The 19,612-nt window shown below is 69.3% G+C and carries 18 protein-coding genes and 2 pseudogenes; 9 read left to right on the plus strand and 11 right to left on the minus strand.

The features are described from left to right. Positions 1 to 220: 220 nt before the first annotated feature. Complete coding sequence (locus JHD82_RS18155; RefSeq protein WP_199137926.1) at positions 221 to 1,522, minus strand: CaiB/BaiF CoA-transferase family protein; 1,302 nt, start codon at positions 1,520 to 1,522, stop codon at positions 221 to 223. A 162-nt stretch (positions 1,523 to 1,684) separates the two neighbouring features. Here JHD82_RS18155 and JHD82_RS18160 point away from each other — a divergent pair, with 162 nt between their 5' ends. Next, positions 1,685 to 2,599 carry a LysR family transcriptional regulator gene (locus JHD82_RS18160; RefSeq protein WP_012202113.1) on the plus strand — a complete coding sequence of 305 codons (915 nt, stop codon included), beginning with the start codon at positions 1,685 to 1,687 and terminating at the stop codon, positions 2,597 to 2,599. Positions 2,600 to 2,635: 36 nt separating this feature from the next. Here the strand turns inward: JHD82_RS18160 and JHD82_RS18165 are convergent, their stop codons facing one another. The 4 genes from JHD82_RS18165 to JHD82_RS18180 are packed head-to-tail and all read right to left on the minus strand — an operon-like array spanning position 2,636 to position 5,874. After that, positions 2,636 to 3,064: a PaaI family thioesterase gene (locus tag JHD82_RS18165; protein ID WP_017406618.1), complete on the minus strand. Its 429-nt coding sequence runs from the start codon at positions 3,062 to 3,064 to the stop codon at positions 2,636 to 2,638. Between the two features lie 14 nt (positions 3,065 to 3,078). Next, on the minus strand, positions 3,079 to 4,236 hold the full coding sequence (locus JHD82_RS18170; RefSeq protein ID WP_199137928.1) for an acyl-CoA dehydrogenase family protein: 1,158 nt from the start codon (positions 4,234 to 4,236) through the stop codon (positions 3,079 to 3,081). A 25-nt stretch (positions 4,237 to 4,261) separates the two neighbouring features. Further along, the gene (locus JHD82_RS18175) at positions 4,262 to 5,473 is read right to left on the minus strand and encodes a thiolase (protein WP_013800069.1); all 1,212 of its coding nucleotides are present in this window, start codon (positions 5,471 to 5,473) and stop codon (positions 4,262 to 4,264) included. Next, entirely contained in the window at positions 5,470 to 5,874 is a 405-nt protein-coding gene (locus JHD82_RS18180) for a Zn-ribbon domain-containing OB-fold protein (RefSeq protein WP_199137935.1), read from the minus strand. The genes JHD82_RS18175 and JHD82_RS18180 overlap by 4 nt, the downstream gene beginning before the upstream one ends. Positions 5,875 to 6,239: 365 nt before the next feature. Between JHD82_RS18180 and fmdA the strand changes: the two genes are divergently transcribed. The 5 genes and pseudogenes from fmdA to JHD82_RS18205 form a co-directional block, all read left to right on the plus strand. After that, positions 6,240 to 7,472 carry a formamidase gene (gene fmdA, locus JHD82_RS18185; RefSeq protein ID WP_012202118.1) on the plus strand — a complete coding sequence of 411 codons (1,233 nt, stop codon included), beginning with the start codon at positions 6,240 to 6,242 and terminating at the stop codon, positions 7,470 to 7,472. Positions 7,473 to 7,489: 17 nt separating this feature from the next. After that, positions 7,490 to 7,843 carry a zinc ribbon domain-containing protein gene (locus tag JHD82_RS18190; RefSeq protein ID WP_012202119.1) on the plus strand — a complete coding sequence of 118 codons (354 nt, stop codon included), beginning with the start codon at positions 7,490 to 7,492 and terminating at the stop codon, positions 7,841 to 7,843. Between the two features lie 146 nt (positions 7,844 to 7,989). Further along, positions 7,990 to 9,015, plus strand: coding sequence for a tripartite tricarboxylate transporter substrate binding protein (locus tag JHD82_RS18195; RefSeq protein WP_199137937.1), 1,026 nt, complete (start codon positions 7,990 to 7,992; stop codon positions 9,013 to 9,015). Positions 9,016 to 9,054: 39 nt separating this feature from the next. Beyond that, a pseudogene (locus JHD82_RS18200) lies at positions 9,055 to 9,264 on the plus strand (ABC transporter permease); the annotation flags it as partial. 39 nt (positions 9,265 to 9,303) lie between these two features. Further along, positions 9,304 to 9,531 (plus strand): annotated as a pseudogene (locus JHD82_RS18205) (alcohol dehydrogenase); the annotation flags it as partial. Between the two features lie 68 nt (positions 9,532 to 9,599). On the opposite strand, the gene JHD82_RS18210 reads toward JHD82_RS18205, so the two are convergent. The 6 genes from JHD82_RS18210 to JHD82_RS18235 form a co-directional block, all read right to left on the minus strand. After that, positions 9,600 to 10,991, minus strand: coding sequence for an amidase (locus JHD82_RS18210; RefSeq protein WP_097204699.1), 1,392 nt, complete (start codon positions 10,989 to 10,991; stop codon positions 9,600 to 9,602). After that, the gene (locus tag JHD82_RS18215; protein WP_013800077.1) at positions 10,975 to 11,235 is read right to left on the minus strand and encodes a hypothetical protein; all 261 of its coding nucleotides are present in this window, start codon (positions 11,233 to 11,235) and stop codon (positions 10,975 to 10,977) included. The genes JHD82_RS18210 and JHD82_RS18215 overlap by 17 nt, the downstream gene beginning before the upstream one ends. Then, positions 11,213 to 12,184, minus strand: coding sequence for a tripartite tricarboxylate transporter substrate binding protein (locus JHD82_RS18220; RefSeq protein ID WP_199137939.1), 972 nt, complete (start codon positions 12,182 to 12,184; stop codon positions 11,213 to 11,215). The genes JHD82_RS18215 and JHD82_RS18220 overlap by 23 nt, the downstream gene beginning before the upstream one ends. Positions 12,185 to 12,539: 355 nt before the next feature. Further along, positions 12,540 to 14,051 (minus strand): class I adenylate-forming enzyme family protein, encoded by a 1,512-nt coding sequence (locus tag JHD82_RS18225; protein ID WP_199137941.1) that lies wholly within the window; start codon positions 14,049 to 14,051, stop codon positions 12,540 to 12,542. A 14-nt stretch (positions 14,052 to 14,065) separates the two neighbouring features. Next, positions 14,066 to 15,064: a tripartite tricarboxylate transporter substrate binding protein gene (locus JHD82_RS18230; RefSeq protein ID WP_012202126.1), complete on the minus strand. Its 999-nt coding sequence runs from the start codon at positions 15,062 to 15,064 to the stop codon at positions 14,066 to 14,068. A gap of 155 nt (positions 15,065 to 15,219) precedes the next feature. After that, positions 15,220 to 16,215 carry a LysR family transcriptional regulator gene (locus tag JHD82_RS18235; protein ID WP_199137943.1) on the minus strand — a complete coding sequence of 332 codons (996 nt, stop codon included), beginning with the start codon at positions 16,213 to 16,215 and terminating at the stop codon, positions 15,220 to 15,222. 99 nt (positions 16,216 to 16,314) lie between these two features. Between JHD82_RS18235 and JHD82_RS18240 the strand changes: the two genes are divergently transcribed. From JHD82_RS18240 to JHD82_RS18250, 3 genes are read left to right on the plus strand one after another with little or no spacing between them, the layout of a single operon-like run. Next, a complete protein-coding gene (locus JHD82_RS18240; RefSeq protein WP_199137945.1) occupies positions 16,315 to 17,529 on the plus strand; it encodes a CaiB/BaiF CoA-transferase family protein in 1,215 nt (404 codons plus the stop codon). Positions 17,530 to 17,585: 56 nt separating this feature from the next. Next, the gene (locus JHD82_RS18245; protein WP_198819887.1) at positions 17,586 to 18,605 is read left to right on the plus strand and encodes an NADPH:quinone oxidoreductase family protein; all 1,020 of its coding nucleotides are present in this window, start codon (positions 17,586 to 17,588) and stop codon (positions 18,603 to 18,605) included. Continuing rightward, positions 18,602 to 19,609, plus strand: a complete 1,008-nt coding sequence (locus JHD82_RS18250; RefSeq protein WP_034397674.1) for a tripartite tricarboxylate transporter substrate binding protein — start codon at positions 18,602 to 18,604, stop codon at positions 19,607 to 19,609. Before JHD82_RS18245 ends, JHD82_RS18250 begins: the two co-directional genes overlap by 4 nt. Positions 19,610 to 19,612 lie beyond the last annotated feature (3 nt).

A 19,612-nucleotide genomic window follows, 5' to 3' on the forward strand; every position in this document is an offset into this window, starting at 1 on the left:
TAGGGACTTCGGACAGGGAAAAAGTGGCTATCTGCATCTGTGGTGGGAATTATTTCCGCACCGTCTGAGGATGAGGATGCCCGCCATCTGATTTTGGATAGGACGTGTCCTAAAAGCCGTTTGCAGGCCCGCAGCCCAGCCATCCGCGTCTGCGGACGGCCGGTTTCAAGGCATCGGAAACTTCAGCGCACCAAGGCGCCCTGGGCCTGTCGCCAGTCGCTCAGACCACGCCCTTGACGCGCAGGGCCTGCAGCTGCTGCGCATCCAGGCCCAGGCGCTCGCGCAGCACCTCGTCCGTGTGCTGGCCCAGGGCGGGCGGCGCATGGCGCAGCGTGGTGGGCGTGTCCGACAGGCGCAGCGGGCTGGCCGTGGTCACCACGCGGTTGATGGTCTCGCCCGCAGGCGGCGTGGCGCCCGGATAGCGCTCCTGCTCCACGCGCAGGCCGCGCGCGCGCACCTGCGCATCGTCGAAGGCCTGGCCGATGTGGTTGATGGGGCCGCAGGGCACGGCCTTGTCCTCCAGCAGCGCGATCCACTCGGCCGTGGGCCGGCCGCGCGTGAGATCGGACATCAGCGGGATCAGCGCGTCGCGGTGGATGACGCGGCCGGCATTGGTGGCAAAGCGCTCGTCGCGCGCCCAGTCCACGCCGGCCGCCCCGCAAAAGCGCGCGAACTGGCCGTCGTTGCCGATGGCCAGCAGCATGCGGCCGTCGGCCGTGGGGAAGTCCTGGTAGGGCACGACGCTGGGGTGGGTGTTGCCCTGGCGGCCCGGCACATGGCCGGTGTTCAGGAAGCCCGCGCCCTGGTTGGCCAGCACGGCCATCGCCACGTCCAGCAAGGCCATGTCGATGTGCTGGCCCCGCCCCGTGTGGTGGCGCGCCTCCACGGCGCCCAGGATGGCCGTGGTCGCATACATGCCGGTGAACAGGTCGATCACGGCCACGCCCACGCGCAGCGGGCCGCCGCCGGGCTCGCTGTCGGCGCGGCCCGTGATGCTCATGAGGCCGCTCATGGCCTGCACCAGCAGGTCGTAGCCGGCGCGCGGCGCATAGGGCCCGGTCTGTCCGAAGCCCGTGACCGAGCAGTAGATCAGGCGCGGGTTCAGCGCGCTCAGCGAGGCGTAGTCCAGGCCGTAGCGCTTGAGGCCTCCGGTCTTGAAGTTCTCCACCACCACATCGCTTTGCATGGCCAGCTCGCGGATCAGCTGCTGGCCCTCGGCCGTGGCCATGTCCACGGTGACCGATCGCTTGTTGCGGTTGCAGGCCGCGAAGTACACGGCGTTGTCCGAGGGATTGCCTTGCGCATCGGGAAAGAAGGGCGGGCCCCAGTGGCGCGTGTCGTCGCCCTCGCCGGGCTTTTCGATCTTGATCACGTCGGCCCCCATGTCGGCCAGGTTCTGGGTGCACCAGGGGCCGGCCAGCACGCGCGAGAGGTCGAGCACGCGCAGATGGCCCAGCGCTCCTGCGGTCTGGGTGGCCGTGTTGTTGATGGGGCTGGGGGAGGGGGTTTCTGTGTGGTTCATGGGCTGAGGCGGCTATCCCGGGCAGATGGGCCCATGCTACGGCGCGCGGGCCTGCTGCGGCTTCGCATTTGTGAAAGCGCGCGTTCGCGCACGGGCCGGCACTGCGGTTTGTACTGACGCGCGCGGCTCAGTGCCGCAGCCTGCGGCTTTCTACAATGCCGGATGGCCATGCATTTCGATCTTGTGGATCTGCGCCTTATGGTGCACATCGCCGACGCCAACAGCATGACGCGTGGCGCGGAACTTTCCTTCATCTCCCTGCCGGCGGCCAGCACCCGCATCAAGAACCTGGAAGAGAGCATCGGCACCAAGCTGCTGTACCGCACCAGCCAGGGCGTGACGCTGACGCCGCCGGGCCAGGCCTTCGTCACCCATGCGCGCATGGTGCTGGGCCAGATCGAGCACCTGCGCGGCGACATGCAGGAGTACGTGCGCGGCATCAAGGGCCATGTGCGGGTGTTTGCCAACACCACCTCGCTGGGCGAGTTCCTGCCGCCCGTGCTGCGCCATTACCTGCGCCGCAATCCCGACGTGAACATCGACCTGCGCGAGCGCCTGTCGCATGACATCGTGCGTGCCGTGACCGAGGGGCAGACCGACATCGGCATCGTCGCCGGCCTGGTGCGCACCGAGAACCTGGAGACCCTGCCCTACCGCCGCGACCGCCTGGTGCTGGTGGTGCCGCGCGGCCATGCGCTCGACGGCGAGATGCAGATGGCCTTTGCCGACACGCTGGACCTGGACCATGTGGGCCTGCACGAATCCAGCGCCATCCATGCCTTCCTGCGCCAGGCCAGCGACCAGCTGCACCGGCCCATCAAGCAGCGCATCCAGGTGGGCAACTTCGAGACGGCCTGCCGCATGATCGAGTCCGGCGTGGGCGTGGGCGTGCTGCCCGAGTCGGCCGCCAGCCGCCATGCGCATTCCATGGACATCGCCATCGTGCCGCTGTCCGATGCCTGGTCGGTGCGCGAGATGCAGATCTGCGTGCGCAGCCTGGAGGCCCTGCCGTCCTTCGCCCAGGAGCTGGTGGAGCTGCTGGTGGCCGACGCACAGGGCCGGCTCACGCTGGAGTAGCCGCCGGCCAACAGCAGCCCGCCGACCGCTGCCCGTTCAGTCGGCCTGGGCCGTGCCCCGGTCCAGCGTGGTCGGTGCCAGCCAGTACTTGAAAGTGCCGGTGGCCGTGGCCACCAGCTTTCCGTCTTCATCGAGCAACTGCGCCGCGCAGCTGCACAGGCTGCGGCTGGCATGCACCACCCAGCCTTCGGCCAGCAGCGCGCCCTTGCCCGGGCGGTGGAAGCGGCTGCTCATCTCCACCGTCACGGCGGTCTGCGATGGCGCACCGGGCAGCTCGCCCGCGGCGCGCGACATCACGGAGTCCAGCAGCGTCATGAGCACACCGCCGTGCGCGGCGGGCAGCTGGTTGAGCAGTTCCTCGCGCATGTGGGGCAGGCGCACATGGACCTTGCCGGGCGGCGCGGGCACCTGCGAGGCGCCGATCAGCCGCATGAAGGCATTGCGGTCGGGGGGCGGTGCACTCATACGGCTCATGCGGCTCATGCGGCGCGCGCCTCGCGCACCATGTTGCGCGCGATGATGACCTGCTGGATCTGGGTCGTGCCTTCGTACAGGCGGAACAGCCGCACGTCGCGGTAGAAGCGCTCGATGCCGAACTCGGCCAGGTAGCCCGAGCCGCCCAGGATCTGCACGGCGCGGTCGGCCACGCGGCCCACCATCTCGGTGGCGAACATCTTGCAGCACGAGGCCTCGGTGGAGACGTTGCGGCCCTCGTCGCGGCGGCGCGCGGCGTCGATCACCATGCACTCGGCCGCATACAGCTCGGCCTGGCTGTCGGCCAGCATGGCCTGCACCAGCTGGAACTCGCAGATGGGCTGGCCGAACTGCTTGCGCTCCAGCGCATATTTCAGCGCGTCGCGCAGGATGCGCTGCGCCACGCCCACGCTCACGGCCGCGATGTGGATGCGGCCCTTGTCCAGCACCTTCATGGCGGTCTTGAAGCCCTGGCCTTCCTTCAGGCCGATGAGGTTGGTCGCCGGCACGCGCACGTTGTCGAAGAACACGTCGCAGGTGTGCGCGCCCTTCTGGCCCATCTTCACGTCGTTCTTGCCGAAGCTGATGCCCGGCGACTTCGCATCGACGATGAAGGCCGAGACGCCGCCCGCGCCCTTGTTGGCCGGGTCGGTGCGTGCCATCAGCGTGAACATGCCCGCATGCGGCGCATTGGTGATGAAGCGCTTGTTGCCGTTGACCACGTAGTGGTCCCCGTCCCTGATGGCGGTGGTGCGCAGCGAGGCCGCGTCCGAGCCCGCCTCGGGCTCGGTCAGCGCGAACGAGGCCATGATCTCGCCCGTGGCCAGCTTGGGCAGCCAGGCCGCCTGCTGCTCGGGCGTGCCGTCGATGAGGATGCCCTGCGAGCCTATGCCCACGGTCGTGCCGATCACCGAGCGGAAGGCCGGCGCGGTCTGGCACAGCTCGAAGAGCACGCGCACCTCTTCCTCCATGGTCAGCTCCAGCCCGCCGAACTGCTCGGGGATGGTCATGCCGAACAGGCCCAGGTTGCGCATCTCCTGCACGATGGACTCGGGAATCTCGTCGGTCTCGGCCACTTCGTTCTCGGCGGGCACCAGGCGCTCGCGCACAAAGCGGCGCACGCTGTCCAGCAGGGCTTCGAGGGTTTCTTGGTCGCGGATCATTGCGGTGTTCTTTCTCTCTACGGAATCAAAGCGCTTCGGCCGTACCCAGCACAGCCGTGGACTGGCTGGAAAGGGTGCCGCCATTGCCATGGACCACGGCCGTGCGGTGGCGTCCCAGCTGGCGCTGGCCGGCCTCGCCGCGCAGCTGGCGCACGGCCTCGATCAGCGCAAAGATGCCGTACATGCCCGGGTGCACGCAGGACAGGCCGCCGCCGTTGGTGTTGACGGCCAGCCGCCCGCCGGGCGCGATGCCGCCCTTGGACACGAAGGCGCCGCCCTCGCCCTTGGCGCAAAAGCCCAGGTCCTCCAGGAACAGCAGGGTGTTGATGGTGAAGGCGTCGTAGACCTGGGCCATGTCCATGTCGGCCGCGGTGAGCCCGGCCATGGCGAAGGCCTGGGCGCCGGACTGCGCAGCGGCCGTGGTGGTGAGGTCGGGCATGCAGGAGATCTGGCGGTTCCAGATGGCCGTGGCATTGCCCAGCACGTAGACGGGGGGGCGCGGCAGGTCGCGGGCGCGCTCGCCGCGCACCAGCACGATGGCGCCCGCGCCGTCCGTCACCAGGCAGCAGTCGCGCACGCTCAAGGGGCTGGCGATGGGGCGGGCCGAGAGCACGTCCTCGATGGTCAGCGGGTCGCGCATGAAGGCTTCGGGGTTGAGCTGGGCCCAGGCACGCGCGGCCACGGCCACCTCGGCCAGTTGCTCGCGCGTGGTGCCGAACTCGTGCATGTGGCGCGCGGCCGCCAGCGCATAGGCGGTCACGGGCAGCACGGGCTCGTAGGGGAACTCGTAGGGCTGCGGGTCCAGGAATCGGCGCGCCGCCTGGCCTTCCTTGCGGCCGAAGGTGGCCGAGCGCTGGGCGCTGCCGTAGCACACCAGCACGGCCTTGCACTGGCCGGCCTCCAGCGCGCGGATGGCGGGCAGCAGGTGGGCGATGAAGCTGCTGCCGCCGATCATCGTGCCGTCCACATAGGTCGGGTTGATGCCCAGGTGCTCGATCACGGGCATGGTCCACATGCTGGCGTTGACGCTGCAGGTGGCCAGGCCGTCGATGTCCTGCATGGTCAGGCCCGCATCGGCCACGGCCGCATGGGCGGCGCGCACCAGCAGGGTCATGTCGTCCATGCCGGGTGCCTCGCCGCAGCCATAGGTGGCGGCGCCGGCAATGGCCACGCGCCCGCGCAGCGGGCGGTTCACGGCGGCGGCGTCCAGGGTGGATTGGGGGATGCGGGTGTTCATGCTGCACCTCCCTGCGATCCCTGTGCCGCCTGTCCGAGCGCGGGCTGGAACAGCACCAGGCCGCGTCCGTCCTTGCTCGCCACATGGGCGCTCACGCGCTGGCCTATGCGCACGTCGGCCGGCGCAATGCCTTCGACGCGGGCCATCATGCGCACGCCTTCGTCCAGGTCGATCAGGGCCACGTTGTAGTCGCCACCGGCATCGCTCTTGCGCGCGACGGTGCTGGTGGAGTAGACCGTGCCCTGGCCGCTGGCGCGCACCCAGCGCAGCGGGCTGGCACCGCAGTGCGGGCACAGCTCGCGCGGGGTGAAGACATGGCGCGTGCATTGCGTGCACTGCTGTATGCAGAAGCGGCCGGCATCGAGTTCGGCCTGGTAGTGGGTCTGTGCGCTCAGGTGCATGGGCGGTGTCTCCGTTCTCGGTGTTCTTGGCGCTGCACCCGGCACGCGGGCGCAGCGGCTGTCCGCCAGCATGCCCGCATCGCGGGGCCGCTTCAATTCGCCAATCTGGAAGGGTGGCTTCACCAGTGCCGGCGCCCGGCTGTCAACCCAGGGTTGCTGCCTAGGCGGGCCGGCGGGCACGGCTGCTATGGTGTTTATGCATTCCCGGCCTTTTCTTCATACCCGCCCTGCGCCGCCTGCCGGCGCACCGAGGGCGCGCCGCTGCTTTGGCATTAGCGTGGCGCCACAGGAAGGCCGGCAATGGCGCGCCGCACCCCGGCCCGTTCTCCGCTGTCGATCCCCACCCACCCAGGAGGTTTTTGCACATGACGGATACGCTGATCAAGGTGGACCTGAACCGCCCGCCCACCGACAACGAAAGAGTCCACAACCGCTGGCACCCGGACATTCCCATGGCCTGCTGGGTCCAGCCCGGCGACGACTTCATCCTGGAGACCTACGACTGGACCGGCGGCTTCATCAAGAACAACGACAGCGCCGACGATGTGCGCGACATCGACCTGACCACGGTGCACTACCTGTCCGGCCCCGTGGGCGTGAAGGGCGCCCAGCCCGGCGACCTGCTGGTGGTGGACCTGCTGGACATAGGCGCCAAGCCCGACAGCCTCTGGGGCTTCAACGGCTTTTTCTCCAAAAACAATGGCGGCGGCTTCCTGACCGACCATTTCCCCTCGGCCCAGAAATCAATCTGGGACTTCAAGGGCATGTTCACCAGCTCCCGCCATATCCCGGGCGTGAACTTCCCCGGCCTCATCCATCCCGGCCTCATCGGCTGCCTGCCTGACCGGCCCATGCTGGAGATGTGGAACGAGCGCGAGCGCGCCCTGATCGCCACCGACCCCGACCGCGTGCCCGGCCTGGCCAACCCGCCGTCGGCCGGCACGGCCCACATGGGCCAGATGCGCGGCGAAGCGCGCGACAAGGCCGCTGCCGAAGGCGCGCGCACCGTGCCGCCGCGCGAGCACGGCGGCAACTGCGACATCAAGGATCTGTCGCGCGGCGCCAAGGTGTTCTTCCCCGTCTATGTGGATGGCGCCGGCCTGAGCGTGGGCGACCTGCACTTCAGCCAGGGCGATGGCGAGATCACCTTCTGCGGCGCCATCGAGATGGCGGGCTGGGTGCACATGAAGGTCTCGCTGATCAAGGGCGGCATGGCCAAGTACGGCATCAAGAACCCCATCTTCAAGCCCAGCCCCATCACGCCGCGCTATGACGACTACCTGATCTTCGAGGGCATCTCGGTGGACGAGAGCGGCAGGCAGCACTACCTGGATGTCAACGTGGCCTACCGCCAGGCCTGCCTGAACGCCATCGAATACCTGAAGAAATTCGGCTACAGCGGCGCCCAGGCGTATTCCATCCTGGGCACGGCGCCCGTGCAGGGCCATATCAGCGGCGTGGTGGACGTGCCCAACTCCTGCGCCACGCTGTGGCTGCCCACGGGCATCTTCGACTTCGACATCAACCCCAACGCCGCAGGGCCGGTCGTCCAGTTCGACGGCAGCATCGACATGCCCCTGTCCCCCGACCTGCGCTGACGCCAAGGAGTCCGCCCATGCCCACCTACGACTATGACTGCGTGCAATGCGGCGGCTTCGAGGCCCTGCGGCCGCTGCGCCTGCGCGACGAGCCCGCGGCCTGCCCCGGCTGCGGCACGGCGTCCGCGCGCGTGCTGGCCGCCGCGCCCCGGCTGGCGCTGATGGCCGACGGCACGCGCCGCGCCATGGACACCAACGAGCGCGCGCGCCACGAGCCCGCCAGCTCGCGCGACTATGACCATGGCTATGCGCGCTTCAAGCACCCGGCAGGCTGCGGCTGCTGCGGATCGGGCCGGCGCAGCGCCACGGTGACGGCACCCAACGGCGCAAAGTCCGCGCCCTCGCGGCGGCCCTGGATGATCAGCCACTAGGCGGCATCGGAGTGGACCGCTTCCCAGGGTTTCCACCGCTTGGGAGCCCTGGAAGCGCGCCTTCCACATTCGCGAAACACGGCGCAGGTCGGCTTGCCCAGAATGGGCCGCGCGGCAAGCCGCCGCCCGTTGCCCGGAGTTTCGCCATGCCCCCGTCTTCCTTTCCATCCTCTTGCCCGTCTTCCTTTTCGTCGCAGCGCCGCCGCCTGCTGTCCGCCGGCGGCGCGCTGGCTGCCAGCAGCCTGCTTCCCGCAGCCCGGGTGGCCCATGCGGCCGATGCCTGGCCCACGCGGCCCGTGCGCTTCATCGTGCCCTTTCCGCCCGGCGGTCCCGTGGACACCACGGCGCGCGCCTTCACCCAGAAGCTGGGCGAGATCTGGCAGCAGCCCAACCTGGTGGACAACCGCGCGGGCGCCGGCGGCATGGTGGGTGCGGCCCTTGCGGCCAAGGAGCCTGCTGACGGCTATACGCTGTTCGTGGGCTCCATCCACCATGCGGTGAACCCGGCGCTGCAGCCGAAGATGACCTACGACATAGAGCGCGACTTTGCGCCCGTGAGCTTTGCGGCCATGTTCCCGGTCTTCCTGGTGGCCCATCCCTCGGTGCCCGCCAGCAATGTGCGCGAGCTGATCGCGCTGGCCAAGTCCGGCAACGGCCTGAGCTTCGGCTCCTCGGGCAATGGCGGCGGCACGCACCTGGCCGGCGAGCTGTTCAACATGCATGCAGGCATCAAGCTGCAGCACATTCCCTACAAGGGCAGCGCGCCGGCCATGAACGACCTGCTGGGCGGCCAGGTGCAGCTGATGTTTGCCGATGCGCCCAGCGCGCTGCAGCACATCAAGTCCGGCCGCATCAAGGTGCTGGGCGTGGCCAGCCGCCAGCGCTCGGCCATGCTGCCCGAGGTGCCCACCATTGCCGAGTCGGGCCTGCCCGAGTACGAGGCCTATTCCTGGGCCGCGCTGTTTGCGCCGGCCCGCACGCCGCCCGCCGTGCTGGCGCGCATCAACGCCGACTTCAACACCGCGCTGCGCGATGCCGCCGTGCGCCAGCGCCTGCTGACGGCGGGCGCCGAGGCCGACCCCGGCACCCAGCAGCAGATGCGCGAGCGCCTGAGCAGCGAGCTGCGCAAATGGGCCCAGGTGGTCAAGGTGGCCGGCATCCAGGCGGACTGAGCGCGGCGGCGGGCCGCTATGGCCTGCTGTGGACGGCGGCGGCGCAGGCCCATCGAGGACTTCTTCGCCCAGAACGGCAAGGTGCGCGAGGACGGCCGCATGGTGCACGACATGTACCTGGTGCAGATCAAGAAGCCCGAGGAATCCAGATACCCCTGGGACTACTACAAGGTGCTCTCCACCATCCCCGGTGACGAGGCCTTCCGCCCGCTGTCCAGGAGCAGCTGCAAGCTGGTGAAGACATCATGAAGACACGCGCCGCCGTACTCACGAGAACGGGCGCAGCCGCGCCCTCTCTGGCACCTGGTGGCCGAGGAGCGCACGCTCAGGGGCTGCTACATGGGCAGCTGCGTGCCGCGCCGCGACATCGACCGCTACCTGGCCCTGCATGCGGCCGGCAGGCTGCCGGTGGACCGCCTGGTCACCGGCCACCTGACGCTGGACCAGATCAACGAGGGCTTCGACCGCCTGGCGCGTGGCGAGGCCATACGCCAGATCATCCGCATGGAGGCCTGATAGGAAGTCAGGCTGATCAGCGAGGACCGGGGCTGCTGCTGCGGCTGTGTCCAAGCCAAGCACGGCGGTCAGGTGCCGTCGGGCAGCAGCTGGTTTTCCCAGCCGGTCAGCCGCTCGATGGCACGGGCCACCTGCAGGATGCGGGCCTCGTCGAAGTAGCGACCCACCACCTGCACGGCCAGCGGCAGGCCTTGCGGCGACAGGCCGACCGGCACGCTGATGGCCGGGTGCCCGGTCACGTTGAAGGCATGGGTCTGCACCGGCCAGTGGCGGAAATGCGGCATGGGATCGAAGCGCGGCGCCGTATCCAGGGTGATGGCGGTCAGCAGCACGTCGCAGCGGTCCAGTGCCGCGTCCACGCGGGCCGCCAGCATGCGGCGCACGCGCAGGGCGTTCAGGTAGTCCTCCGAGGACACGGTGGCGCCCAGCAGCAGCCGCGCCGCCGTGAGCTCGCCATAGTCCAGCGGGCGCGAGCGCAGGTCCTGCGCATGGATGGTGAACATCTCGGCACTGAGGATGACGCGGCCGGCGGCCAGGAACTGCTGGCTGTGGGGCAGGCTCACGTGGATGGGACGGGCGCCGGCCTCGGCCAGCAGCGCGGCCGTGCGGTCGAAGGCCGACAGGAACGTGGGCGACGCCTGGGGCGACGACTGGAAGTGGTCCTGCGGCACGCCGATGGTCAGGCCCTTCACGCCCTGCTCAAGCCCCGTGCAGTAGTCGTCCACGGGTTCGGTGGAGCTGGCCGGGTCCAGCGGGTCGTGACCGGCCAGCACCTGCAGCGCAATGGCCGCATCCTCCACGCTGCGCGACAGCGGGCCGCAGTGGTCCAGCGTCCAGGCCAGCGGAAACACGCCGTGCTTGGAGACGCGGCCGTAGGTGGGTTTCAGCCCCACGGCACCGCACCAGGCGGCCGGTATGAGGATGGAGCCGCCCGTGCAGGTGCCCAGGGCCAGCCGCGTGAAGCCTGCCGCAATGGCGGCGCCCGAGCCCGAGGAAGAGCCGCCCGGGATATGGGCCAGGTCCCAGGGGTTGCGGGCCGCGGGAAAGGGCAGGTCGGGGCTGGGCGCGCCGATGGCGAACTCGTGCGTGGCCAGCTTGCCCAGGATGATGGCACCGGCATCGCGCAGGCGCCGCACCGGCGTGGAATCCTCCTCGGGCACATAGTCCAGGCTCAGCCAGGACTGGCAGGTGGTCGGCAGGCCGGCCACGTCGTAGACGTCCTTGATGGCCACGGCAATGCCGTGGAGCAGCGGCAGGTCGGCGCTTTCGGCGCGTGCCATGTCTGCGCTGCGCGCAGCCTCCATGGCACCGCTGGCATCGAGATTGGTGAAGGCATGGATGTCGATGTCCATGGCGCGGATGCGTCCCAGCGCCGCCCTGGTCAGCATCTCCGAGGTGGTCTTGCCGGCGCGCAGCGCGCTGGCCATCTGCCGTATGGAAAGTTCAGGACTGCCGCGCATGGTTGCTCTGACGGGAAATGGTGGTGTGGATGTGCGAGGGACCCGCCTCATGCGCCAGTTCGTTGACGAGGCCGCGGTGCTCCATCAGCAGCTGGTGCTCCGCCAGGATGGGTCCCAGCCGCTCGAAGGGGATGTCGATGCCGTGCTTTTTCAGCGCATTGAGCAATTCGTGCAGCGCATTGACATCGGGCCCTGCCAGTTTCTGCGGCGAAGGGGGTATTTCAGATTTTCGCGATGCCGGCATCACTGACCACCTTTCTCCATTTTCTGGCGTCGTCGGATACGAATGCCTTGGTGCCGCCCACGGATTTCCAAAGGGGAATGCTGCCAAGCTCCATGAATTTGCGCTGCACCTTTTCATCGGCCAGGATATTTTTCATCTGTGCATTGATGGCGTTCACTATCGCGGCCGGCGTGCCCTTGGGTGCCATGAGCACATTCCATGCGGTCTCGTTGAAATTGCCGAGCCGGGCCGGGCTTTGCTCGCTGAGCGTCTGCCAGTCGGGCATGAGGGGCGAGCGCTCGCGCGTGGCCACGCCCACGCGATTGACCTTGCCCTGGCTCACGTACTGCTTGGCCGTGATCAGCAGGTCGAAGGCGATATCGACCTGGCCGCTGACCAGGTCGGCCATCATGGGCGCGGCGCCCTGGTAGGGGATGTGCAGCATGCGTATGTCGGCGGCCAGGCTCAGGGCCTCGGCCGCCATGTGGCCCGCGCTGCCATAGCCCGGCGTGGCATAGGTCAGCTTGCCGGGGCTGCGCCGCGCCAGCTCGATCAGGTCCTGCACCGACGACAGCTGCAGGCCCGGGCGTGTGATGAGCACCAGGGGACTGTCGTTGATGGTGGAGATGGCTTCCAGGTCGTTGACCACGTCATACCCGGCCTGCGTGTACAGCGCGCCCGAGATGGTCTGGGCCGTGGTGCAGATCAGCAGCGTATATCCATCGGGACGGGCCTTGGAGACCTGGCGCGCGCCGATGTTGCCCGAGGCGCCAGGGCGGTTTTCCACCACTACGTTGACGCGCAGGCGTTGTGCAAGCTCCTTGGCGATGATGCGCCCCACGACATCAGTGCCACCGCCTGCCGGGAAAGGTACAACCAGCGTGATCTGCCGGTCTGGCCAGGCCGCATGAACCAGGCTGGCAGCGACCAGGAAAATACCTCCGAAAAACAGGCTGAGGATTCTTTTCATGGGCTTGATTCATAGGGTTGCGGGGGAGAGGATGCATGCCCTGTGCAGATCCGGGCCGACACGCCGGGATGCATCTCACGATGGATCCGGTAACTGCAGCCAAGGCCAAGGCAGGCGAAAAAATACGGAATTTGTCAAAACTATTGAAACATTGAGTGCCATAGTTTTACATCATGATGAATGGGGTGCAAGGCCTGCGGATGCGCAATGTAGGGGTGTTGCATCCATGCTGCAGAGGCCGGTTCCGGAAGGCAGTGGCGCGTGCGCACATCCGGGCTTGGGGCAGGGAAGGGGCAGGGCAAGGCAAAGGTTGCACCGGCAGCGGTGGCCGGCGCAACTGCTGGGCGGCCCGGGCTCAGGAAACGCGCAGCGCCTGTTCCTGCAGCAGGCGCTTGAGCACCTTGCCGTTGGGGCTGGTGGGCAGCTCGGACAGGGGCACGATGCGGGCGGGCAGCTTGTAGGGCGCCAGCCGTTCGCGCAGGTGGGAGCGTGCTGCGGCGCTGTCCAGCGTGGCGCCGGGCTGCAGCTCGACAAAGGCGATGACCTCCTCGTTGCCATCGCCCTCGGGCCGCCCGACCACGGCGCTGCGCTGCACGCCGGGCAGCTCGTTGAGCGCCAGTTCCACCTCGGCCGGATAGACGTTGAAGCCCGAGCGGATGATCATTTCCTTGAGCCGCCCCACCACGAAGAGCGCGCCGTCGGCATGCAGCTCGCCCAGGTCGCCGCTGGCGTACCAGCCGCCCTCGCGCATCACGGCGGCCGTGGCCTGCTCATCGCGGAAGTAGCCGTGCATCAGGCCGCGCCCGCGTATCCACAGCTCGCCGCGCTCGCCCACCGGCAGGCTGCGGCCCGTGGCCGGGTCCACGGCTCGCACTTCCGCGCCTTCCACCACGTAGCCCGCGCTGGTGTCGGGCCGCTGCTCGCCCTGGCGCGTGAGGTGGACCGACCCTGCGTATTCCGACAGGCCGTAGCCATGGTGCAGCGCCTGGCCGAAGGCGGCCTCCACGCGCTTTTTCAGCGTCAGGTCCAGCGGGCCGGCGCCGGTATAGACATAGCGCAGCGCTGGCGCCTGCGGGTGGGCAATGCCCTGTTCCTGCAGATAGGCCAGCAGGCGCGCGTACAGCGCAGGCGGCCCCTGCAGCTGGGAGATGCCGTGGCGGGCCAGCGCATCCAGCAGGTCGGCGGGGTCGAACTGCGGGCGCATCACCATCTGCGCGCCCGCATGCAGCGAGGCCAGCAGCACCGTGCCCAGCCCGAAGATGTGGGTCATGGGCACGAAGGCGTAGCTGCGGTCCTGCGGACCCAGGCCGCGCGATGCGGCCGAGACGCGCGCGAACAGCGTCAGCGCGTCATGCCCCACCATCACGCCCTTGGGCGTGCCCGTGGTGCCCGAGGTGAAGATCAGCGCCGCCACCTCGTCCTGCAGCGCGCCGGATTCGGCCACGGCCTGCGCGCGCACGGGGCTGTGCTGCATGCCGGCCAGGGCCGAGTCGCCTGCGCCAAAGCGCCGCGCGTGGCCGCTGGCGCTGTCCGATGCGGCCGAGGTGAAATACACCACGCGCGCATCGGCCTTGGCCGCAAAGGCATCGATCTCGCCGGGCGCCATGCGTGCGTTCACGCCGCAGGACCAGGCGCCCACGCGGCTGCAGGCCAGGATCAGCGCCGCATGCTCGGGGCAGTTCTCGGCCACGACCAGCACGCGGTCGCCGGGCCGCACCTGCAGCGCGCGCAACTCGGCCTCGGCCGTGTCCGCCAGCGCGCCCAGGTCGGCAAAGCTCAGGCTGCTGCCGTCGGGCAGGTGGATGAAGGGACGCTGCGGCGCTTCGGCCAGCCAGCGGTCCAGCAGATGGTGTATTCGTTGACTCATGCTCCGCGTATCCCTCAGTCCACCACAATGCCTTGGGTGACGGTGGCCCACATCGCGCGCTCCTTGGCACCGCGCTCGGCCAGTTTCTGGGGGGCGCCGGTCCACTCTTCGTAGCCCAGTTCCTTGAGGCGCTTGCGCAGCTCCGGCTGGGCCAGGGCGGCGTTGATGGACTTGTTCAGGCGGGCCACGAGTTCGGGCGACATGCCCTTGGGGCCGTAGACGCCATACCAGCCGCCCACGTCGAAGCCCTTGAGGCCTTCGATGCCGGACTCGGCAAAGGTGGGCACATCGGGCAGCGAGGCATTGCGCTGCGGCGAGGTCACGGCCACGGCGCGCACCTTGCCGCTCTGGATGTAGGTGCTGGCGGTGCTGATGATGTCCAGCATCATGCTCAGCTGGCCGCCGATCACGTCGGTCATGGCCGGTGCGTTGCCCTTGTAGGGGATGTGGTTCATCTCGATGCCGCTGCGCCGCGCGAACAGCAGCGCGCCCAGATGGTTGGAGCCGCCCACGCCGGCCGAGCCGTAGTTGAGCTTTTGCGGATGGGCCTTGGCATAGGCCACGAGCTCGGCCGTGGTCTTGTAGGGCTCGTTGTTGTTGACCACCAGCACGTTGTAGTAGCTGAGCACGGGCGCCACGGGCGTGAGGTCACGGGCCGGGTCGAAGGACATCTTGCTCATCACGTTGGGGCTGATGGTGATGGTGGGGCTGGCCGCGAACCACAGCGTGAGGCCATCGGGCCTGGCGCGCACGACCTCGCTGCCGGCCATGGTGGCGTTGGCGCCGGGCTTGTTCTCCACCACCACCGAGGCGCCCAGCTCCTTGGTCAGCGCCACGCTGAGCAGGCGGGCGCCCTGGTCCACGGGGCCGCCGGCCGAGTAGCCCACGATGAGGCGCACGGGCTGCGCGTCCTGCGCGGCGGCGGGGAGGGTGGCTAGGGCGGCCACCAGGGACGCCAGAAGCGGGGCATGGGCCAGGGTGGCCAGGGCCTTGCGGCGGTGTTGGGCGGGCATGTGCATGTCTCCTGCAAAAAATGAATGAGGCGCTGCCGTGGCCTGCACGGCGGCGCGCCCGGTCTGCGCCGGACATGCAGGCAATGGTGCGCACGCCGGCGCTTCTTGGGAATCTGCTTTTGCCTAAGCCGGGGTTTGCCGGCTGTTAGGACGTCCTAGGAAGACAGGTCCGCACCCGCCTCCTCGGCGCCCGCCTGCCAGCTGGGCGCGGCGGTGACGATGGCCTCGCGCAGGAACTGCTGGAAGGCGCGGGCCGCCATGGTGGGCTGGCGGTCGGGCATGCGCACCAGGTACATGGCATTGCCCAGGCCGGAGAACACCACCTGGTCCAGCACGGCCACCAGCGTGCCGCCGGCCAGCGCGGCCGAGGTCACGTAGTCCGGGAGCAGGGCCAGGCCCAGGCCGTCCAGCACGGCGTCGTACAGCAGGCGGTAGTCGCCCGATTGCAGCGAGGGCAGCACATCGAGGGCAGCGGAGAAGCCATCGTCGCCGCTGCCGGCCAGCCAGGCCAGCCTGCCGCCCATGGCCAGCGGCAGGATGAGGCGGGCCTGCAGCAGGTCGGCAGGCGCGCGCAGGGGCCGGCCCAGCGACTGCTCCAGCGCCTGCAGGCAGGCGGGCGTGGCCACGAAGTTCCAGCGCACATCGCACAGCCGCGTGGCCACCAGATCGTCCAGCGGCGCGGAGGTGATCTGCACCGCCAGATCGACCTTGGAGGCCACGAGGTCGGCCATCTGGTCGTTGATCAGCAGGCGCAGGCGGATGTCGGGATGCTCGCGGCAAAAGCCCAGGATCAGGGGCTTGAGATAGAAATGCCCGAAGCCGGTGGGCACGCGCACGCCCACCTCGCCGCTCACGGTGGAGCGCAGCTGGTGGATGGCATCGCGGGCGCGCTGCAGCTCCTCCATCATGGCCAGGCAGCGCCGGTACAGCAGCTGGCCGGCCTGGGTGAGCTCCACATTGCGCGTGGTGCGGCGCAGCAGCTGCGTGCCCATCTCGGTCTCCAGCGCACGCAGCCGGCGCGAGACGTTGGAGCGCGTCATGCCGCCGCGCTCGGCCGCCCGCGTGAGGCTCTTGGCCTCGGCGATGTCGATGAAGACGCGGCACAGGTTCAGGTCCATCTCGGCATTCTTTGCAGGGCCGGGGCCGGCCATTGTTGATCGGGAGTCACCAGGCCTGGCCTGCTGGCGAGGATTGTGGCGCCTGCCCTGCCTCCCTAGCATGGAGGAAACCATGGCGAAAGGCCGCAGACCGTGAACCAAGAAGCTTTGCAAACCGCGCCCCTGGCGCACTACCGTGTGCTCGATCTGAGCCAGGGCGTGGCCGGCCCCTACTGCACCCACCTGCTGTCGCGCCAGGGCGCCGAGGTGATCAAGGTCGATCCGCCCGAAGGCGACTGGGCGCGCCACGTGGGCATCTCGCGCAACGGGCACAGCAGCCTGTCGGCCACCTACAACGCGGGCAAGCGCAGCATTGCCGTCGATGCGCGCCAGGACCAGGGGCGCGCGCTGCTGCTGCGGCTGGCGCGCGAGGCCGACATCGTGGTGCAGAACTTCCGCCCCCAGGTCGTGCAGCGCATGGGCGTGGACTACGACAGCCTGCGCGCGGCCGGCCTGGACCCGGTGTACGTCTCCATCAGCGGCTACGGACCCACGGGGCCGTATGCCGACCGGCCCGCCACCGACTCCGTCATGCAGGCCGACACGGGACTGATGATCAGCAACCGCGACGCGCAGGGCCAGCCCCAGCGCGTGGGCCTGCTGCTGGCCGACATCGCGGCCGGTGTCTACGCCGCACAGGCCTGCACGGCGGCCCTGCTGGGCAAGGCGCGCAGCGGGCGCGGGCGCCATGTGGAACTGAACCTGTTCGAGGTCTGCTGCGCCCTGCAATCCACGGTGCTGGCCGAAGACAGGCTGCGCGGCGGCCTGCCCGCCGAAGGCGTGAGCGCCCCCAACGGCGTGTTCGCCACGGCCGATGGCTTCATCACCGTGCTGGCCCTGAACAACGACCAGTTCGAGCGGCTGTGCCGCGCGCTGGACCTGCCGCACTGGCTGCAGGACGCGCGCTTTGCCTCCAATGCGGGCCGCATGGCCCACCGCCATGTCCTGCATGCCGGGCTGCAGGCCTTGCTGGCGCAGCAGCCGCGCGCCCACTGGGAGCAGCGCCTGGCGGCGCAGGGCGCCCTGCATGCGGGCGTGCGCACGCTGGCCGATGTGGTGGCGCATCCCCAGGCCGTGCACCGCGCATCGTTCGCCACGCTGGCGCAGCCCGGGTTCGGGCCGCTGCTGTATGCGGCATCACCCTGGCCGGCAGACGCAGCAGCCTGCGGTGCATCCCTTGGCGCCGCGCCGCGCACGGGCGAGCACACGCGCCAGATCCTGGCCGACGCCGGCTGCACGCCGCAGGAGATGGAGCAATGGATGGCCAGCGGCGTGGTGCACCAGTGCGCGCAGGAGGTCATGGCATGAGCGCTTCCACATCCACGTTCACACCCACCTCTCCGGACACCTCCCCGGACACCTCCATGCAGGCCCTGGTCTGCCATCAATTCGGCGCGCCGCACGAGGTGGTCAGCCTGCAGTCCATGGACCGGCCTGGCCAGCCCCTGGGCGCGCACCAGGCGCGGATTGCCGTGGCCTACGCCAACGTCAGCCACGCCACGGGCCTGCTGATCGAGGGCCGCTACCAGCGGCGCCCGCCGCTGCCCTTCGTGCCCGGCACCGAAGGCGTGGGGCGCGTGCTGGAATGCGGCAGCGCGGTGCAGCACCTGCAGCCCGGCGATGCCGTGGCCTTCATTGCCGACTGGGGCGCCTTTGCGCAGGAAACGGTGGTGCATGCGTCCACCGTCTACCGCCTGCCTGCGGGCATGCCCTGGCTGCAGGCCCTGCCCATTCCCCTGTCCTACGGCACGGCCTACACGGCCCTGCACTGGCGCGCGCGCCTGCAGGAAGGCGATGTGGTGCTGGTGCTGGGCGCCGGTTCGGGCGTGGGCGCCGCAGCGGTGGAAGTTGCCAGGCAGACGCCCGGCGTGCAGGTCATCGCCTGCGCCAGCACCGAGGCCAAGCGCGCCGATGCGCTGCGCCGTGGGGCCCACCAGGCAGTCACCCCGCAGGACCTGGCCGCCCAGGTCAAGCAGGCCACGCAGGGCCGGGGCGCATCCGTCGTCTTCGACCCCGTGGGCGGCGATCTGCTGCTGCAGGCGCTGCGCGCCGCTGCGCAGAACGCGCAACTGCTGAGCGTGGGCTTCGCCAGCGGCGCCATTCCCGCCGTGCCCATGAACCTGGCCCTGGTCAAGAACCTCACGCTGCACGGCTTCTTCTACGGCCGCTATATCGGCTGGACGCCGGCCGATGAGCGCCAGGCCTTCGCGGCGCAGCTGCAGCCCGTCATTGCCACGCTGCTCGACTGGGCGGCCCGGGGATGCATCCATCCCCAGGTCAGCCAGGTCTTCGCCATGCATGAACTGCCGGCTGCGCTGGATGCGCTGCACGGCCGCAACGTGACCGGCAAGCTCGCACTCGCCATTCAAGGAGACAAGGTATGACAACGCAACGCACAGGCCCCGCGCTTTCCCGCCGCACCCTGCTGGGCGCCGCTGCGGCGCTGGCCGCATGGAGAACGGCAGGCGCGCAGCCATCCGCCGGGGCCCAGGGCTATCCCAAGGCGCCCATCCGCGTCGTCGTGCCCTATCCACCGGGCGGGCCTACCGATGTGGTCGGGCGCGTGGTCACCACGCGGCTGGGCGAGGCGCTGGGCCAGCCGCTGGTGGTGGACAACAAGGCCGGCGCCAGCGGCATGGTCGGCGCGGCCCTGGTGGCCAAGGCGCCGGCCGACGGCTACACGCTGCTGGTCAACGCCTCCATCCACGTCATCAACCCCTACGTCTATGCCAGCGCGCCCTATGACGCCTTCCGCGATTTCGAGCCGGTCACGCAGCTGGTCGATGTCCCGCTGGTGCTGGTCGTGGGCAGCCAGCTTCCGGTGCGCAATGTGCAGGAGCTGATCGCCTGGGCCAAGGCCCATCCCGGGCAGGTGAACTTCGGCTCGGCCGGCAATGCGTCGTCACAGCACCTGTCGGGCGAGCTGTTCCGCTTGAAGACCGGCGCGCAGATGCAGCATGTGCCCTACAAGGGCAGCTCGCCGGCCCTGACCGACCTGATGGGCGGGCAGATCCAGCTCATGTTCGACTCCATGCCCTCGGCCATGCCCTTCATCGCCTCGGGCCGGCTGCGTGCGCTGGCCGTCACCTCCGCCAGTCGCTCGCCCTCCCTGCCCGATGTGCCCACCATGGAAGAGGCCGGCATGCCCGGCTTTCGCACCAGCACCTGGTACGGACTGTGGGCGCCGAAGAACACGCCCCAGGACGTGGTGCAGAAACTGTGGACCGAGTCCCGCCGCGTGCTTGCCGAACCCCAGATCGCTGCGCAATACCGCCGCCTGGGCGCCGAGCCCGTGGGCTCCACGCCCGCCGAGTTCGCGCGCTACATCCAGGCCGAAGCCCGCAAGTGGGAAGAGATCGTGAAGGCGTCGGGGGCGCGGGCGGATTGAGGA

It is taken from the genome of Delftia sp. ASV31, assembly GCF_016428765.1.
In the GTDB taxonomy this organism is placed as follows: Bacteria; Pseudomonadota; Gammaproteobacteria; order Burkholderiales; family Burkholderiaceae_C; genus Comamonas; species Comamonas acidovorans.

Coding starts and splice junctions, on each gene's coding strand:
- JHD82_RS18155 (WP_199137926.1), bottom strand. CDS start 1,522: ATGAACCACACAGAAACCCCCTCCCCCAGCCCCATCAACAACACGGCC.
- JHD82_RS18160 (WP_012202113.1), top strand. CDS start 1,685: ATGGCCATGCATTTCGATCTTGTGGATCTGCGCCTTATGGTGCACATC.
- JHD82_RS18165 (WP_017406618.1), bottom strand. CDS start 3,064: ATGAGTGCACCGCCCCCCGACCGCAATGCCTTCATGCGGCTGATCGGC.
- JHD82_RS18170 (WP_199137928.1), bottom strand. CDS start 4,236: ATGATCCGCGACCAAGAAACCCTCGAAGCCCTGCTGGACAGCGTGCGC.
- JHD82_RS18175 (WP_013800069.1), bottom strand. CDS start 5,473: ATGAACACCCGCATCCCCCAATCCACCCTGGACGCCGCCGCCGTGAAC.
- JHD82_RS18180 (WP_199137935.1), bottom strand. CDS start 5,874: ATGCACCTGAGCGCACAGACCCACTACCAGGCCGAACTCGATGCCGGC.
- fmdA (WP_012202118.1), top strand. CDS start 6,240: ATGACGGATACGCTGATCAAGGTGGACCTGAACCGCCCGCCCACCGAC.
- JHD82_RS18190 (WP_012202119.1), top strand. CDS start 7,490: ATGCCCACCTACGACTATGACTGCGTGCAATGCGGCGGCTTCGAGGCC.
- JHD82_RS18195 (WP_199137937.1), top strand. CDS start 7,990: ATGCCCCCGTCTTCCTTTCCATCCTCTTGCCCGTCTTCCTTTTCGTCG.
- JHD82_RS18210 (WP_097204699.1), bottom strand. CDS start 10,991: ATGCGCGGCAGTCCTGAACTTTCCATACGGCAGATGGCCAGCGCGCTG.
- JHD82_RS18215 (WP_013800077.1), bottom strand. CDS start 11,235: ATGCCGGCATCGCGAAAATCTGAAATACCCCCTTCGCCGCAGAAACTG.
- JHD82_RS18220 (WP_199137939.1), bottom strand. CDS start 12,184: ATGAAAAGAATCCTCAGCCTGTTTTTCGGAGGTATTTTCCTGGTCGCT.
- JHD82_RS18225 (WP_199137941.1), bottom strand. CDS start 14,051: ATGAGTCAACGAATACACCATCTGCTGGACCGCTGGCTGGCCGAAGCG.
- JHD82_RS18230 (WP_012202126.1), bottom strand. CDS start 15,064: ATGCCCGCCCAACACCGCCGCAAGGCCCTGGCCACCCTGGCCCATGCC.
- JHD82_RS18235 (WP_199137943.1), bottom strand. CDS start 16,215: ATGGCCGGCCCCGGCCCTGCAAAGAATGCCGAGATGGACCTGAACCTG.
- JHD82_RS18245 (WP_198819887.1), top strand. CDS start 17,586: ATGCAGGCCCTGGTCTGCCATCAATTCGGCGCGCCGCACGAGGTGGTC.
- JHD82_RS18250 (WP_034397674.1), top strand. CDS start 18,602: ATGACAACGCAACGCACAGGCCCCGCGCTTTCCCGCCGCACCCTGCTG.